This is a genomic window from Pseudomonas sp. EA_65y_Pfl2_P78 (assembly GCF_963970495.1).
In the GTDB taxonomy this organism is placed as follows: Bacteria; Pseudomonadota; Gammaproteobacteria; order Pseudomonadales; family Pseudomonadaceae; genus Aquipseudomonas; species Aquipseudomonas baetica_A.
On sequence record NZ_CAXAON010000004.1, the window covers coordinates 241,191 to 257,336 of the forward strand.

12 protein-coding genes are annotated in these 16,146 nt (G+C 58.2%); 6 read left to right on the forward strand and 6 right to left on the reverse strand.

Annotation, left to right across the window (positions count from 1 at the left end):
• Positions 1–49: 49 nt before the first annotated feature.
• Entirely contained in the window at positions 50–706 is a 657-nt protein-coding gene (locus AACY02_RS06215; protein ID WP_339431200.1) for a thiopurine S-methyltransferase, read from the forward strand.
• A gap of 127 nt (positions 707–833) precedes the next feature.
• Here the strand turns inward: AACY02_RS06215 and htpX are convergent, their stop codons facing one another.
• Together htpX and AACY02_RS06225 are read right to left on the reverse strand one after the other, a co-directional pair.
• On the reverse strand, positions 834–1,721 hold the full coding sequence (gene htpX / locus AACY02_RS06220) for a protease HtpX (protein WP_339431201.1): 888 nt from the start codon (positions 1,719–1,721) through the stop codon (positions 834–836).
• A 304-nt stretch (positions 1,722–2,025) separates the two neighbouring features.
• Positions 2,026–3,237 carry a pyridoxal phosphate-dependent aminotransferase gene (locus AACY02_RS06225; RefSeq protein WP_042560257.1) on the reverse strand — a complete coding sequence of 404 codons (1,212 nt, stop codon included), beginning with the start codon at positions 3,235–3,237 and terminating at the stop codon, positions 2,026–2,028.
• A gap of 224 nt (positions 3,238–3,461) precedes the next feature.
• On the opposite strand from AACY02_RS06225, the gene msrB reads away from it, so the two are divergent.
• From msrB to AACY02_RS06240, 3 genes are all read left to right on the forward strand, one after another.
• Positions 3,462–3,857, forward strand: coding sequence for a peptide-methionine (R)-S-oxide reductase MsrB (msrB, locus tag AACY02_RS06230; RefSeq protein ID WP_339431202.1), 396 nt, complete (start codon positions 3,462–3,464; stop codon positions 3,855–3,857).
• A gap of 101 nt (positions 3,858–3,958) precedes the next feature.
• Positions 3,959–4,444: a glutathione peroxidase gene (locus AACY02_RS06235; protein WP_339431203.1), complete on the forward strand. Its 486-nt coding sequence runs from the start codon at positions 3,959–3,961 to the stop codon at positions 4,442–4,444.
• The gene (locus AACY02_RS06240) at positions 4,441–4,902 is read left to right on the forward strand and encodes a MarR family winged helix-turn-helix transcriptional regulator (protein WP_339431204.1); all 462 of its coding nucleotides are present in this window, start codon (positions 4,441–4,443) and stop codon (positions 4,900–4,902) included. Before AACY02_RS06235 ends, AACY02_RS06240 begins: the two co-directional genes overlap by 4 nt.
• On the opposite strand, the gene AACY02_RS06245 is transcribed toward AACY02_RS06240, so the two are convergent.
• The gene (locus AACY02_RS06245; RefSeq protein WP_339431205.1) at positions 4,886–7,207 is read right to left on the reverse strand and encodes a hybrid sensor histidine kinase/response regulator; all 2,322 of its coding nucleotides are present in this window, start codon (positions 7,205–7,207) and stop codon (positions 4,886–4,888) included. The genes AACY02_RS06240 and AACY02_RS06245 overlap by 17 nt on opposite strands.
• Positions 7,208–7,373: 166 nt before the next feature.
• On the opposite strand from AACY02_RS06245, the gene AACY02_RS06250 reads away from it, so the two are divergent.
• The gene (locus AACY02_RS06250) at positions 7,374–8,264 is read left to right on the forward strand and encodes an ATP-binding protein (RefSeq protein ID WP_339431206.1); all 891 of its coding nucleotides are present in this window, start codon (positions 7,374–7,376) and stop codon (positions 8,262–8,264) included.
• Positions 8,261–8,743: a GAF domain-containing protein gene (locus AACY02_RS06255; RefSeq protein WP_339431207.1), complete on the forward strand. Its 483-nt coding sequence runs from the start codon at positions 8,261–8,263 to the stop codon at positions 8,741–8,743. The genes AACY02_RS06250 and AACY02_RS06255 overlap by 4 nt, the downstream gene beginning before the upstream one ends.
• On the opposite strand, the gene AACY02_RS06260 is transcribed toward AACY02_RS06255, so the two are convergent.
• From AACY02_RS06260 to AACY02_RS06270, 3 genes are read right to left on the reverse strand one after another with little or no spacing between them, the layout of a single operon-like run.
• A complete protein-coding gene (locus tag AACY02_RS06260) occupies positions 8,744–11,689 on the reverse strand; it encodes an HD domain-containing phosphohydrolase (protein ID WP_339431208.1) in 2,946 nt (981 codons plus the stop codon).
• Positions 11,690–11,736: 47 nt separating this feature from the next.
• Positions 11,737–15,381 carry a transporter substrate-binding domain-containing protein gene (locus tag AACY02_RS06265; RefSeq protein WP_339431209.1) on the reverse strand — a complete coding sequence of 1,215 codons (3,645 nt, stop codon included), beginning with the start codon at positions 15,379–15,381 and terminating at the stop codon, positions 11,737–11,739.
• An 8-nt stretch (positions 15,382–15,389) separates the two neighbouring features.
• Positions 15,390–16,016 carry a response regulator transcription factor gene (locus tag AACY02_RS06270; protein WP_339431210.1) on the reverse strand — a complete coding sequence of 209 codons (627 nt, stop codon included), beginning with the start codon at positions 16,014–16,016 and terminating at the stop codon, positions 15,390–15,392.
• Between the last annotated feature and the right edge of the window lie 130 nt (positions 16,017–16,146).

A 16,146-nucleotide genomic window follows, 5' to 3' on the forward strand; every position in this document is an offset into this window, starting at 1 on the left:
ATCTAATATAAGTTTTAACGCTTTTTGATCGATTTTTTAGGAGCGACACATGCAGCCTGAGTTTTGGCACAAGAAGTGGGCATCTGACCAGATCGGCTTTCATCAGCCTGAGGTGAACCCCCATTTGCAGCGGCACTGGCCGGATCTGTCGATCCCTGTATCGGCCCGCGTACTGGTGCCACTGTGTGGGAAAAGTCTGGATTTGCTGTGGCTGGCCGGGCGTGGCCACAAGGTTTTAGGGGTTGAGCTGTCGGAAAAAGCTGTCGAGGATTTTTTCAGCGAGCAGCGGGTGTCCCCGCAAATCAGCGAGAGGGGCATATTCAAGGTATATCGCGCTGGATCTATCGAGCTTTGGTGTGGTGATTTCTTTGCACTGAAAGCGGACGATGTCGCCGATTGCGCAGCGCTGTACGACCGGGCAGCGATGATCGCGCTCCCGTCACCGATGCGTGAGCAGTATGCGGCGCACCTTCAGCAGATCTTGCCGCAGGGCTTGCAAGGATTGTTGATTACGCTGGATTACGATCAGTCACAGATGTCCGGGCCGCCGTTCGCGGTATTGGACGATGAGGTGCAGCGGTTGCTGGGCGGCGGTTGGCAGGTGCAAGTGCTCGAACAGCAGGATGTGCTGGGGGAGAGCTGGAAGTTCTTGCAGGCGGGCGTGACGCGGTTGGAGGAGAGGGTTTACCGTATTTCCGGTCATTAGTTGTTTTTCGGCAGTACTGACGTTATCGCTGACTTGCCAGCGATGACGTCAGCCAGAGCAGCCCATGACTCGAAGCAATAAAAAAGACCCGCATCACTGCGGGCCTTCTTTTTTTACGTGAGCTGGATCAACCGCGACGACGCAAAGCGTCGATACGCTCTTCCAGAGGCGGGTGACTCATGAACATGCGGGCGAAGCCCTGCTTGATACCACCGTTGATGCCAAACGCACTCAGGGTGTCCGGCATGTGTACCGGCAGGCCCTGTTCGGCACGCAGGCGTTGCAGTGCACCGATCATCGCGCTGGTACCGGCCAGACGTGCACCGGCTTCGTCGGCGCGGAATTCGCGTTTGCGCGAGAACCACATGACGATCGCACTGGCCAGGATGCCCAGTACCAGTTCGGCGAAGATGGTGGCCACGTAGTAGGCAATGCCCCGGCCTTCTTCGTTCTTGAAAAAGAACTTGTCGACGAAGTTGCCGATGATCCGCGCGAAGAACATCACGAAAGTGTTTACCACGCCCTGGATCAGCGCCAGGGTCACCATGTCGCCATTGGCAACGTGGCCGATTTCGTGAGCCAGCACGGCTTTCACTTCATCGGGCGAAAAACGCTCGAGCAGGCCCTGACTGACGGCGACCAGTGCGTCGTTCTTGTTCCAGCCAGTGGCGAACGCGTTTGCTTCGTAAGCGGGGAAAATACCGACTTCGGGCATCTTGATCCCGGCTTCGCGGGACAATTGCTCGACGGTTTGCAGCAGCCATTGCTCATGCCGTGTGCGTGGCTGGCTGATGATCTGGGTGCCGGTGCTCATCTTCGCCATCCACTTGGAGATGAACAGCGAGAACAGAGAGCCGGCGAAACCAAAGACTGCACAGAAAACCAGCAGCTGACTGAGGTCGAGATCAACCCCGTTGGCCGCCATGAACCCGTTGAAGCCAAAAAGGCTCAGGGTGATGCTGGCTATCAGCACGACCGCCAGGTTAGTGGCCAAAAACAGCAGGATGCGCATCATGGTTGTAGAAATCTCCTCAAGCTAAAGATGTAGCGTAGTGCGGGGTATATAAGGTGCTGCACCGGGCTATTCAACCGGGTGACTATTTCAAACTGTGTCCTACAGCGATTTCTTCGGCGCACGCCCCGTTTCCCACAACAGACACTGATACGGACGACACGCAGCCGCGACCCGTCGCCATGGCGTCAGGCGTATATGGCGGGTACGAATCGCAAGTGTAGAGGGCGTGTGGAGGAGGGGAGCGCAGAAGTGTTGCTGAATCAGACAGTGCGCAACGTTCGGGCCGTTGCGCACTGCTGGCCATTTACTGGCGGTAGGACTTGAGGAAGTTGCCGATGCGGCCGATGGCCATTTCGAGTTCGTCGACTCGTGGCAGGGTGACGACACGGAAGTGATCCGGCCACGGCCAGTTGAATGCCGTGCCCTGCACCACCAGCAACTTCTCGGAGAGCAACAGGTCAAGGACGAATTTTTCGTCGTTGTGGATCGGGCAGACCTTCGGGTCGATCCGTGGGAACGCGTAAAGCGCACCCATCGGTTTGACGCAGCTCACACCCGGGATATCGTTGAGCAGTTCCCAGGTACGGTTGCGCTGTTCCAGCAGGCGACCTTGCGGCAGTACCAGATCATTGATGCTCTGATAGCCGCCCAATGCGGTCTGGATCGCATGTTGGCTCGGCACGTTCGCACACAGACGCATGTTGGCCAGCATGTCGATGCCTTCGATGTAACTCTGGGCGTTGTGTTTCGGTCCGGAAATCGCGATCCAGCCAGAACGGAAGCCGGCCACGCGATAGGACTTCGACAGGCCGTTGAAGGTCAGGCACAGTAGATCCGGGGCCAGGGACGCGGTGCAGATGTGCACGGCGTCGTCGTACAGAATCTTGTCGTAGATTTCGTCGGAGAACACCACCAGGTTGTGCTGACGGGCCAGTTCCAGCATGCCCAGCAACACTTCCTTCGAATACACCGCGCCGGTCGGGTTGTTCGGGTTGATGATCACCATGGCCTTGGTGTTCGGGGTTATTTTGGCCTTGATGTCGGCCAGGTCCGGGAACCAGTCGGCACCTTCGTCGCACAGGTAGTGCACCGCGTTGCCGCCGGCCAGGCTCACGGCAGCGGTCCACAGCGGATAGTCTGGCGCCGGCACCAGCACTTCGTCGCCGTTGTTGAGCAGCGCCTGCAGCGACATCACGATCAACTCGGAAACGCCGTTACCCAGGTAGATGTCTTCAATGCCGACACCTTCGACCTGTTTCTGCTGGTAGTACTGCATCACGGCCTTGCGCGCACTGAACAGACCTTTGGAATCGCTGTAGCCTTGCGCGGTTGGCAGATTGCGGATCACATCCTGAAGGATTTCGTCCGGCGCTTCGAAACCGAACGGCGCCGGGTTGCCGATGTTCAGCTTGAGGATGCGCTGGCCTTCCTCTTCCAGTCGTTTGGCGTGCTTGAGCACCGGGCCGCGAATGTCGTAGCAGACGTTGGCGAGCTTGTTCGATTTGCTGAACTGCATGGCGATGTGATCCCGAAAATGAACGATCCAGACGGCGGATGGACAACCGTGCTGGGATTCCTGCGTCTTCGTACAGGCGAATGTCTTGAGGCATGGTGCCCAGAATCCGTTTGAATGCGCCCGGTCTGGCTGCCAGACTGGCGTGTGACGAGGCGCAATCATACGTGCCGCCCGATCCGTGGAAAAGGTACAGATCGGGCTTTTTCAGCCGCTGAGGTGTGATGATGGAAAAGTTGGAAAAAACCCTGGAAGAATGGAAAGCCATGCTTGATCCGCAGCAGTACGAGGTTTGCCGCCTCAGTGCGACCGAGCGACCGTTCTCCGGCAAGTACAACGCCACCAAAACTGATGGTGTTTACCACTGCGTCTGCTGTAACGAGCCATTGTTCGACTCCACGACCAAATTTGATTCCGGTTGCGGCTGGCCGAGCTTCTACGCGCCAATCGGCGAAGGTGCCATGACCGAAATCCGCGATATCAGCCACGGCATGATTCGTACCGAAGTGAAATGCGCGTGCTGTGATGCGCATTTGGGGCACGTCTTTCCGGACGGTCCGCCCCCGACTGGTTTGCGCTATTGCATCAATTCGGTGTGCTTGAATCTGGAGCCCCGGGAGTAGGTGTTTGGGCGGCCCAAGGGTCGCTCTTCGAATAATTAAATTGTATGCAATTAAATTGTTCGCTATTTTTGCGGCTTCTTCCTGATTTCAGAGCGCGCCCCATGAGCGACAACCTGCTGAATATCCCTTGCACCACCATCAAGGGCGAACAAAAGACCCTGGCCGATTTCGCCGGTAAAGCGGTGTTGGTGGTCAACACTGCCAGCAAGTGCGGCTTCACCCCACAGTACAAGGGGCTGGAGGAACTGTGGCAGGCCTACAAGGACCAAGGCCTGGTAGTTCTGGGCTTTCCATGCAATCAATTCGGCAAGCAGGAGCCTGGCAATGAGGGCGCGATCAGTGAGTTCTGCGAACTGAATTTCGGTGTCAGCTTCCCGCTGTTCAAAAAGATCGAAGTCAACGGCGCAGGCGCCCACCCACTGTTTGTGCAATTGAAGAAGCGCGCTCCGGGTGTACTCGGTTCTCAGGGCATCAAGTGGAACTTCACCAAGTTCCTGATTGGTAAAGATGGCCAGTTGGTCAAGCGCTTTGCGCCGGCCACCAAGCCGCAGGATCTGAGCCGCGAGATCGAAGCCTTGCTCAAATGAACAGCCTGTCCGTCGATTCGCTGAACCTCGACAGTCAGTTGTGCTTCAAGCTGTATGCGGCTTCTCGTGCGGTGATCCGCGCCTACAAGCCGATGCTCGATCAGCTTGGCCTGACCTACCCGCAATACCTGGCGATGCTGGTGTTGTGGGAATGGCAGGACAGCGCGCCAGAGCAACCAACGGTCAAGGCACTTGGCGAGCGACTGGCGCTGGATTCCGGCACCTTGACCCCATTGCTCAAGCGGCTGGAGCAATTTCAACTGGTACAGCGCCAGCGCTCTGTGCTCGATGAGCGTGAGGTGCATCTGAGCCTGACGGCGGCGGGGCAGGCGCTACGCGAGGAGGTCGGGCCACTGAAGGCCCGTCTGCTGTGCGACAGCGGTGTGGATCTGGACCGATTGAATGGCTTGCGCGACGGACTCGATCACTTGCTGGGCCAGATCAAAGCGCTGGCGTAGTCGTGATCCATTGGTCCAGCAATGCCGCCAGCTCTTCGCGGCGAAACGGCTTGGCCAGGTAGTCACTCATGCCCGCCGCCCGACAGCGTTCACGCTCCTCGGACATAGCGTTGGCGGTCAACGCGACAATCGGCAGGTTTGGCCAGCGTCCGCTCTGGCGAATCTGTCGGCTCGCTTCATAACCGTCCATCACGGGCATGTTGCAGTCCATCAGCACCAGATCGAATTCCTGATACTCCAACTGATCCAGCGCTTCGGCGCCATGGGCAGCCACCACGACATCACAGCCAAGTTTGCCGAGCATGCCTTTGGCCACCAGTTGATTGACCGGGTTGTCCTCGACCAGTAGCACACGCCCACGTCTGACGGGGGGCGAAGTTTCGAGTTGTGCATCGTTGATGGTGGCGACCTCCGGGTTCAAGGTGCGCCGCAGATTCTGATAGAGCGCGTTACGCGCCAGTGGTCGGGCCTGTTGTTGCAGCGGGGCGAGGGCCGCCGCTTCTTCGCTGGGCAGGAAACTGCCGTAGGCGGTCACCAGCAGGATCGGAGCGGTGAGTGTCGGACGCAGCCCGAACAGGCACTCGGGGCAGTCAGTGATCAGTACATCGGGCGACAGCCCCAGCAGCGAGTCGTCCATAGTGCGTTGTTCGTACGCAAGGCCCCAGACCGGCAGCAGATTTTTCAACAACTCTGCCAAGCCGCTGCTGGCGGCGGTAATGGCGAGGACTTTGCCATGCAGAAGCGCCGGAGCCAGTGCTCGGGTATGGCAGGGCAGCGGTAGCTCGGCGCAGAACTGGCTGCCGAAACCGGTCTCGGAAGTGATACTCAGGCGTCCCTGCATGGCTTCGCAGAGGTTGTAAGTCAGCGCCAATCCCAGTCCGGTGCCGCCGTACTGGCGGGTAATGCCGGCACCCGCCTGAGTGAACGGCTGGAAGATCTTCACCTGTGCTTCCTGTGCGATACCGATACCGGTGTCGCAGACTTCGATACGCACGCCATCCTTGTAGGTCGACAATCGCACATCCACCCGCCCGAAGCGGGTAAATTTCAGGGCGTTGGACAGCAGGTTGCTGACGATCTGCCGGACCCGGGTCGGATCGCCCAGCACCAGTGCGGGGAAGTGCGGATCAATCAGGCAGGTCAGCTCGACGCTCGGCGCCGCGTTCTGCGACAGCAGGTTGGCGGTGTCCTCGATCAATGAGCCGAGGTCGAACGGGATGTGCTCGAGCTCCAGTTGTCCTGCATCGAATTTAGACAGGTCGAGAATATCGTTGAGCAACTCCACCAGCACTTTGCCCGAGTCGTGGGCGATCGATAGCTGTTGTTGTTGCTCGGCATTCAGCGGTCCGTCGAGTGAAAGCGCGATCATCCCCAGCAGACCGTTGAGTGGCGTGCGGATCTCATGGCTCATGTTGGCCAGGAACGCCGACCGCGCTTCGGCCATCTCCAGCGCCGTGCTGCGGGCGACTTCGAGCTCCTGATTGGACTGGCTGAGCCGGGTATTGATCGCTTTGAGTTCGGCGGTCCGCGTCGAGACGATGTCTTCCAGTTGGCCGAGGTATTCGGTCAGACGGTTTTCGGCGTTGCGCCGCTGCTGGATCTCGGTGGCGATGTTCTCGAATTGCTGATTGGCGACTTTGACCAGTACGCCGATTTCATCGTTGGCATGCCCGGCCGGGCATTCCAGCGTGGCCGCTTCGGCGCTGCGAGGGTCACGTCCGCTGAGCTCGCGAATGACGCGAACCAGCGGTTTGGTCAGCATCACGTAAAACAGCGCCAGCAGAATGCCGGTCAGGATCAGGCTGCGCGCGAATCCATTGAGCAGTGTGACCTCGGCCCGGCGCAGGAAGCGGCTGCCGTACGTGTAGGTGTCGACTTCAAGACTCAGGATCCCCAGCGATTCGTTGGGCAGGTGATCCAGATACAGGCGATCTTCGAATTGACGCTTGGCGCCGAAGAGGAAATCGCTGATCACCCGATAGCCGTTTTGCAGCTCCGGGCGTTTGACACTGGCCAGCTCCGTATTGTTGTTGTCGATCAGTTGCGCAGAAATGATTGCCGGTGAGCGCAGCAGGCCCAAGGCGAGTTCCTGGGCCAGTTCGGCATCGATGTTGTAGGCAATGCGTGATGCCGGGTTATGGCTGATCTCCAGCAAAGACAGGATTTCACGGTTGATGGCGGCGTCTTCACTGGCATAATCGATGCCGATTTGCAGTAGGCTGAGCAGCGTGCCGAGAATGAACCCGACCAGCACAGTAAGCCGGGCTTGTTTGTATGACAGCCGGTGAGTGAATTTGATATCCATGGGGTGTTGAACCACTTCCGTTTCCCTTCGCTGCTCAAGCATAGTCGATCATGTACGGATACCGAGGTTCCCGAATCGCCTTGTAACAAGGCTCGGCGCGGGAGTTTTGATCTGAGTGTCGTCGCTGGATCGCCATCATCACTGTGAAAGGGCCCGAGGAGAAGACGTGGATTCCCGATTGAATGCTTTTCTTGAACGTGCCGAGTCTGTTCTGGCGCGGATCGAACCGTTGTTGCCGGTGCCTCGTCCTGTCATCGACTGGGGGACTTGCCTGGCTGCGCGCTGGCAGCGTGACGGACGCAGCGGTTTTCTGCTGCCGCTGGAGGTCAGCCTCGACATGCGGCTGTCCGACCTGATCGGTGTTGACCGTCAGCTTGAGCAACTGGGGCGCAACACCCGGCAATTCCTCGACGGCATGCCGGCCAACCACGCTTTGCTCTGGGGCTCGCGCGGCACCGGCAAATCCTCGCTGGTCCGGGCGTTGCTCGCCGAGCACGCCAAGGCCGGCCTGCGCCTGATCGAGATCGAGCGCGACCATCTGGCCGACTTGCCGCGCGTGGTCGAGCAGATTGCCAAACTGCCGCAACGTTTTGTGCTGTTCTGCGATGACTTGTCGTTCGAATCCGGTGAAGGTGATTACCGCATTCTCAAAAGCGTGCTTGACGGCTCGCTGGAGCAGGCGCCGGACAACGTCTTGCTGTACGCCACGTCCAATCGCCGTCACCTGGTGCCGGAGAAGGAAAGCGACAACGAAAACTGGACACGCGTCGACGGCGAACTGCACCCCAGTGAGGCGGTGGAGGACAAGATCGCGCTGTCGGATCGTTTCGGTCTGTGGCTGTCGTTTTATCCGTTTACCCAAGAACACTTCCTGAATGTTGTCGAACACTGGATCGGCCAGTTGGCCGCCAAGGCTGGCCTGAGCTGGCAGCGCGACGAAGCACTGGACATCCTTGCCGTGCGTTGGGCCACCGGCCGCGGCAATCGCAACGGACGTTGCGCGTACCAATTCGCCCGTTATTGGGTGGGACTGAAATTGTTGGAGCACAAGGCATGATTGATTTGCAACAAAGCGGCCAGGGCCTCGAAGGTTATGGCATGTTGGCCGCGCAACTGGAGTCGCTGCTGGCCGATGAGCGCGATTTTATCGCCAACGCTGCGCAGTTTTCCGCGTTCCTGTTCAACCAGCTCGAGGATCTGAACTGGGCGGGTTTCTACCTCAATCGCCACGAAGAGCTGGTGCTCGGCCCGTTTCAGGGCCAGATCGCATGCGTGCGTATTGCGTTCGGGCGCGGTGTCTGCGGTGCAGCGGCGGCAACCTTGCAGACCCAGCGGGTTGAAGACGTTCACGCGTTTCCCGGTCATATCGCCTGCGACAGCGCCTCGAACAGTGAACTGGTCGTGCCGCTGGTCAAGGAGGGGCGCCTGATCGGTGTTCTTGACCTCGACAGCCCGAAGCTTGCGCGATTTGGCGCCACCGATCAGACGGGTATCGAGCAACTGGCGGCGATCTTCCTGCGCCTGACCGACTGCTGATCACGCGCCAAGGCCGGCCTTTTGCAACAGGCTGGCCGTATCCACTGAATCAATCTGGTGGGGGTCGAGAAAACGTTCGGCGTACTGCATGTACACGCCGTCGTTGATGAACAATCCAAACAACTGCGCATCGATGTGCGCCTCGCGGCACATGGTAGCCATGATCCCCAGAGCCTCGCTCAAGGACTTGGCTTTCTTGTAGGGACGATCGGCCGCAGTGAGTGCCTCGAAAATATCGGCGATCGCCATCATTCTTGCTGGCAGGCTCATCTCTTCGCGCTTAAGGCGTTTCGGGTAACCGGTGCCGTCCATTTTTTCATGATGGCCACCCGCGATTTCGGCAATGCTGTCGAGGTGGCCGGGGAAGGGCAGGTGACTGAGCATCATGATCGTCTGCACCATGTGGTGATTGATGATGTAGCGCTCTTCGCGGGTCAGGGTTCCGCGCACGATGCTCAGGTTGTACAGCTCGCCGCGATTGTATTTGTAGCGCGGTACATCCAGCTTGAAGCCCCACGGATTGTCGTCCGCAATCAACTCGTTTGCGTCGCGTTCAAGTAAATGTTCGGGTTTGTCCGCCAGCAACTTTTCGTGTGCTGGCAAACTCTGCACTGGTGTTTTCGCCTGACGCTTGTTTTCTTCCCATGACACGCCTAAACGGTCATCCAGCGTCCGCACCCATGTGCGTTGGGACAGATCATGCAGGCGCTGCAGATCCGCTTCGGCCATCGCTTCACTGCCCAGGTTGCAGCGGGCCACAAAGGCAAAGTCTTCGTCCAGTGCGTACAGGGTTGCATCGCGTCGTTCGGCCAGTGAGGTTTCGTCTCCACCCAGGGCCAGGGCCTGCCAGTAAATGATCCAGGCATCGCGCTTGAGCACTTCGAAACGGGTGCGGATTTCGTGGATGCGGTCGTTGAGGGTTTCCAGTTTGGTGGCCTTGTCGACCACGTATTCCGGCGTCGTGACCTTGCCGCAGTCGTGCAGCCACGCGGCAATGTGCAAGGCTTCCCATTCATCCTCGGTGGGTTGATAGGCCTTGAAGGCGGGCGCCTGGCTCGCCGCAGCGGCCTGGGCGAGCATCAGGGTCAGCTCTGGCACTCGTTGACAATGCCCGCCGGTATAGGGGCTCTTGGCGTCAATGGCCCCGGCGAGTAACTGAATGAATGCATCGAGCAGTTGTTTCTGTCTGGCTTGCAGGCGTTGGCTCTCGATACTCACAGCCGCTGCACCGGAGACTGCCTGCAGGAAGGCAATGCGGTCGGGCCGCAGTTTTTCGAGGTCGGCCGGGGTGCCGCTGTCGTTGATCAGCAGGATCAGCAGCCCGATGGTTTCGTTATGGCGGTTGTGCAGGCGGATGCCGATCAGATGGATGCGCGGCGAGGCCATTGCCAGCAAGACTTTCTGCAGATCCCCGGCCTGATCGACACCCATGTTGCTCACCACATTGTCGGTGCTGACCAATTGTTCAAACCATGCAGGGCCTTGGCTCTCGTGCAGGTCGTGCCCCTGAATATCGAACGCCTCCAACGCTTGAGGTGTGCCATTGATCACCAGCCCGTAAGGCTCCATGCGGCTGTCATCGTTTTCACGCAGATAGATCAGCCCTGCCTGAGCCTGGGCGATCTGCACCGTTTCGAACAGTACCCGTTGCAGCAGCGGTGCGAACCGGGTTTCGGCCCCCAGGGTGTCGGTTATCCGGAAGAAACTTGCCAGGGTATCTTTCATTCGGGCCATCGACACGCTCAATTGGTCGACTTCAAGTACCGGAGAGCGCCGGGCCAGTGGAAAGTTGAAATCGAAACTGCGGATCGCGTCCGCTTCCTTTACCAGCGCATGCAGCGGTTTGACCAGAATACGCGAGATCACCCAACCCAATGGCAGGCACAACAACAAGGTGCCCAGGGTGATCAACGCACCTTGCCAGCGCATGCGATAGGCATCGACCAACAGTTCGTCTTCCGGTACGAGCAACGCCAATTGCAAACCTTTCGGGCCGCCTTCCTGAATGCTGCTGCGTGCGACGATCCATTGCCGGCCGTTCGCTTCCAGTCGATTGCCCGTGTGTGCACCAGACAGCAGCGCATGGAGGCTGGGGCTCAAGTCGGCCGCCCTGGCCAGATGCGCGGTGCGGTCATCGACGATCAGGCGGCTGCTATCGGGATAAGCCACGGCATTGCCGTTGGCATCGAACAGGACAATTTCGGTAGAAGGCGTGACGACATGCTTGCTCAAGGTGGCAGACAGGGCGGCCAATGTCAGGTCAGCGCCAATCACCGCATTCTCGCCACTGCGTCGGGCCAGCGTGGTGCCGACATTGTGGGTGGAGAAAAACACATAGGGTTGGGTGGTGATCTGCTCGGTTTGCTGGCGGGCGTCGACGAACCAGGCGCGGCTGCGCGGATCGTAGGCGTCTTCGGTATTGTCCTGGCGGCTGATTGGCGTCAGGGCGAGGTCGAAGAACAGCGATTGCGAATGCATCTTGCCCTGCGGGTCATGCTCGATGCTCCAGACCTGATACGCCGCCGCTTCCGGTGCCTTGAGCAATGTCTTCAAGGCAGCGGTGCGTAGCGGGCGGACCATGAAAAAATCGCCATTGGCATAACCCAGATAGAGCGAGGCCAGGTTCGGGTTGTCCGTGAGCGACTGGCTGAACGGTCTGAGCAGCGGCAAGCGTTGATCAAGACGCATGGCCTGTGTGGCGGGATTGTCCGCCAGCAGGCTCAACAGGTGCCGGATTGGCTGATAGGTCGCGGACATGTCCAGGCGCACGTCCTGCTCGATCCTGTTGAACAGTTTTTCACTGCTCGACAGGATGATCTGTGTCGTCTGGCGATAATTGAACAGTCCCAGCACCACGCCCGTGAGCAACAGCAGAAACGTGAACATGACACTGATGTGCACGTGCAGCGGGAACCGGCGTTGTTGCGGGCGCAGTGGGCTGGGCATTTCCGGTTCTCCTTGATGGTTAACTCACTGCTCAGCGCCAAGCATAGTTAAGGCACGCTCATTGTGCCTTGATCGGACAATGCTAATTGTTGTTGCAAGGCTTGCTCCAGTTCGAGTATTGCCCGGTTGCTCGCCTCGCAACGGCGGGCGATCTCGTCCGTTGCCAATGCCTGTGCGCAGGCCTGTTCAAGGGCATCGCAGCATTCGATTACGCGTGTTGCCTGAGCGATGCGCGCGGCGCCTTTGATCTTGTGAGCGACCACGGCCAAGGCTCCGGGATTGTCTTGCGGCGACAACGCGAGCAGTTCCTGTCGGTCGAGACGGCTGCTTTTGAGCAGTTCAACCAGCAGCCGCCGAGCCTGTGCAGGATTGCCGCCGGTCAACATGTTCAGACTTTGCAGGTTGAATGCTGGCGAGGGTGAAACCGGGACGATGCCATCGAGCCACTGGCTGAGCAGACTCAGGCTCAGGGGTTTGAACAGGCAATCGTTCATGCCGGCCTGTTTGCAACGTTGTATCTCCTCGGGTTGTGCATTGGCGGTGAAGCCCAGCACCGTGCAGGGTGGGCAGCGGCTCTGCAGCTCTTGCTGGCGAATGGCGCGGGTCAGTTCATAGCCATTCATCAGGGGCATGTTGCAGTCGACAATCACCAGGTCGAACCGGCCATCCTTCCACAGTTCAAGTCCGCAGCGACCGTTCTCGGCGATGCTGAAGTGATGACCGAGGAACTCCAGTTGCTGACACATCAACAAGCGGTTGGCAGGGTGATCGTCCACCACAAGTACGCGCAGGGGCGCCAGCGAAGTTTTGACAGGGGGTTCACTTCGGGCCGTACTCACCTGGGCCGGCAAGGTTTCCAGCGGCAAGGAAATGCATACCTGAGTGCCGATACCGGGCTGGCTGCTCAATTGCAGTTGTCCGCCCATCATTTCGCACAGATTGCGACTGATGACCAGGCCCAGACCTGCGCCGCTTCTGGCCTGCTGATGGCTGTTCTCCGCCTGGGCAAAGGGTGCGAACAAACGCTGCTGATCCTCGGCACTGATACCGACGCCGCTGTCCTGTACGGTCAGTTGCATCAGCGCACGAGCCGGCACCTCCGTGCTCATGAGGTCAAGAGTGATCCTGATATGTCCGCGCTCGGTGAACTTGATGGCGTTGCTGATCAGGTTGGACAGCACTTGCTTGAAGCGCAGTGGGTCCAGCTGCACGTCGACCGCCAGATCCGGCGGATTGAAGATGATTTGCAGGGCCAGATTTTTCTGCCGGGCGAGGCCGTCGAAAATTCTGGCGACAGACGCCACCGTGTCGACCAGATTGACCCGTTCCGGACAAAGGCTCAGGCGTCCGGATTCGATCCGTGCGATGTCGAGAATGTCGCCGATCAAGCCCAACAGATCCTTGGCTGAATGGTAGGCAGTGTCGATCGATGAACGGTCCGGATGCTGTTGATCCATGCGTTTGAGCGTCAGCTCGAGCATACCGATCACAGCATTCATCGGTGTGCGGATCTCGTGACTCATGGTGGCAAGAAAAGTGCTCTTGGCACGGTTCGCCTCATCTGCCTGCTCTTTGGCGGTGCGCAACTCGTCGAACAGTTGGCGACGCTCGCTGATGTCGATCCAGCCACCGATGATGCCTTTCACTTCGCCGCTGGAGTCGCGATACGGGATGATCCAGTGATAGATCGTCAGCCGGCGGTTACCGATGTGCAGGGGACGATCCAGTAACTGGGGAATGCCTTCGTTCACTACGCGCTGGTAATCGGCTTGAAACGCCTGGGCTTCGAAGGCGTTGCTCAGAGTGCCCTGCATGACGCTTTTGCCGATAACGTCCTCGCGTCTGGCATTGAACACTTCGAGGTAGCTGTCGTTGCAGCTTTGCAACAGACCTTTGCGGTCGCGAACGTAGATCGGGTGTGGTGTGCCGTTGACCAGTGAGCTCATGAACTCGAACTGGTCGCTCAAGGCTCGCTCGGCTGCCTGGCGCTGTTTGATCTGGTGTCGCATGTAGGCGTTCCAGGCCAGCAGGAGCAGCAGGACCAGGCAGGCTCCTGTGATCACTTGATAGAACAGGCGCTGATAGTTGCGCCAGATGTTCTGCGAGGCGCTGGAGTAACCGCGCCACCGGCCGTTGATCACGCCGAGTTCTTCGGGGGCAATGCTCAGCAACGCTTTGTTGATGATCGAACCCAGTTCCTTGTTATCACGGGCAGTTGCCAGGGAGAACGCTGCCTGACCGGTGCCGATGGTGGTGGTGATTTGCAACGCGCGCTCGAAGATCCGCGAAGAAATGAAGTAGTTGGCGATCACCAATGAATTCACCGCGCCGTCAACGTGACCTTCGGCCAGTAGCGAGACGGCGCTGAATGTATCTTCTGTTTCGATCAACTGGATACGTGGGAACTCGCGTCGCAAATACTCGACCATCGGATTGCCTTGGGCAATCGCCAGTCGCTTGTCTTTGAGCTGACCCAGATTGGTCGGGCTGTCAGCGCTTTTGCGAGTCAGCAAGACGTAAGAGTTTTCCAGATAGGGCCGACTGAAGTTCAGGGTTTTTTCCCTCTCGGCAGTTGGCAGCAGTGCAGCTATGAGATCGGCCTTATGGCTGTCGATCTGTTTGATCATCTGTGCGTCGTTACGGCTGCGATGAATCTCGAAGCGCAAGCCGGTGCGCAGGCGGATCAGTTCGAGAAGGTCTGCGCTGATTCCTCGAAAATTGCCGTCGCCGTCGAAGAAGGTCAGCGGCGCGTATGCTTCATTCACCACCACACTCACCACGGGATGCTGTTTGAGCCATGTTTCTTCGCGTCTGGTCAATTGCAGCTTCTGATCGGTGAGGAGCAGGTCGCTGCCGGCGCTCCAGCGTTTGGCGATGTTGTCCCGTTCGCTGCGTGGAACCGCTTTGAGCACGGCGTCGATGATGCCCAGCAATTGCGGATTGTTACGCCGTACGGCGAAGCTGAATCCGAGGGCTTCCTGCTTGCCGAAATTAGCCATGCGGACGTTGTTCAGGTGGCCCTTGTTGATCATGTAATGGGTGGAAAGCGTGTCACCGATAAATACATCGGCCTGATCGAATGCGACGGCGTTGATCGCGTTTTGATAGGAGGGATAACAGGTAATGAGCGCTTTGGGATAAAGCATCTTGACGTCAGGGGGCGGCAGGTAGTGATACACCATGCTCAGTCGCAGGCCTGCCAGGCCTTCGGTCAGGGAGCGGTTTTCGTCTTCGCGGGTAACGAGCACTGGCTGATCAATTGCGTACGGTTCGGATAGCGCGATGTCGGCATTACTGGCTTCGAACCCGTTCGCCGTACCCAGCAGGTCAACCTGGCCGTCGATGAGCGCGTGAATCGCGGCCTCTCGGGAGGGAAAGCGTTTGACCCGGATCGGCAAACCGATGGTTTGACTGAGAAGCCCTGCATAGTCGGCGGTCAGCCCCTCGTAATCGCGACCGCTGGCGGTCATGTCGAAGGGGGGGTAATCGGGGGCAGAGGTGCCCAGTATCAGCTCGCTACGGGTTTGCAGCCACTGTCGTTGAGACTGTTCGAGTGCCACTGGCACCGATTCGCTCGCCGAGCGGCTGAGCAAGTTATAGTCCGGTGAATCAAAAGGCATGGCGAACACATTGCTGCTCAAGAACAGACCGGCACTCAACGCAATTAAATAGTCTTTTAAACGACTGGGCATGCTGGCTCTCACACGAGTGCGTTACGTTTGGCCATCTCGATAAGCTCTACAAGGGATTTGGCTTTGAGTTTCTGCATAAGGCGTTTTTTGTAGGTGCTGACGGTTTTATTGCTGAGAAACATGCCTTTGGCTATTTCCTTGTTGGTGCGCCCTTGGGCAAACAGTTGCAATACCATCAACTCGCGATCGTTGACGGACTTGAAGAGTTCCAGTTCTGTATAACGAATATCGTCGCTGCGAACCGGATTCAACGCTTGGCTGGGGAAATAGTTGTAACCGGAAAGTACCGCCTTTATAGCACTGACCAATTCGCTTAGGTCTTCCTGTTTACATACATAGCCCGACGCACCGGATTGCATGCAGCGAATTCCGAATAAAGTCGGGCATTGCGCGGTCAGTACCAGGGTTTTCAACGGCGAACTCATGGCGTTGAATCGCGCCAGTACCTCCAGACCGTCGAGTTTTGGGATGCTGATGTCGAGAATGATCAGGTCCGGCATGCACTCGCGCACCATCTGCATGGCATCGACCCCATTGTCGGTCTCTCCGACGACCTTATAACCTTCATGTTCCAGCAGCATGCGAGCGGCGAGACGGATGACCGGGTGATCGTCGACAATAAAAACGGAGTTCATAATCAAATCCCATACAAGCACCAATAAAGCGCGCACCTTAGCCCAGATAGATGAAGGCTCGCATGAACTGACTTGGCTTCAGTCGCGATATCGGATTATTCCTACAATTAATGAGGAAAGGTACTACGGT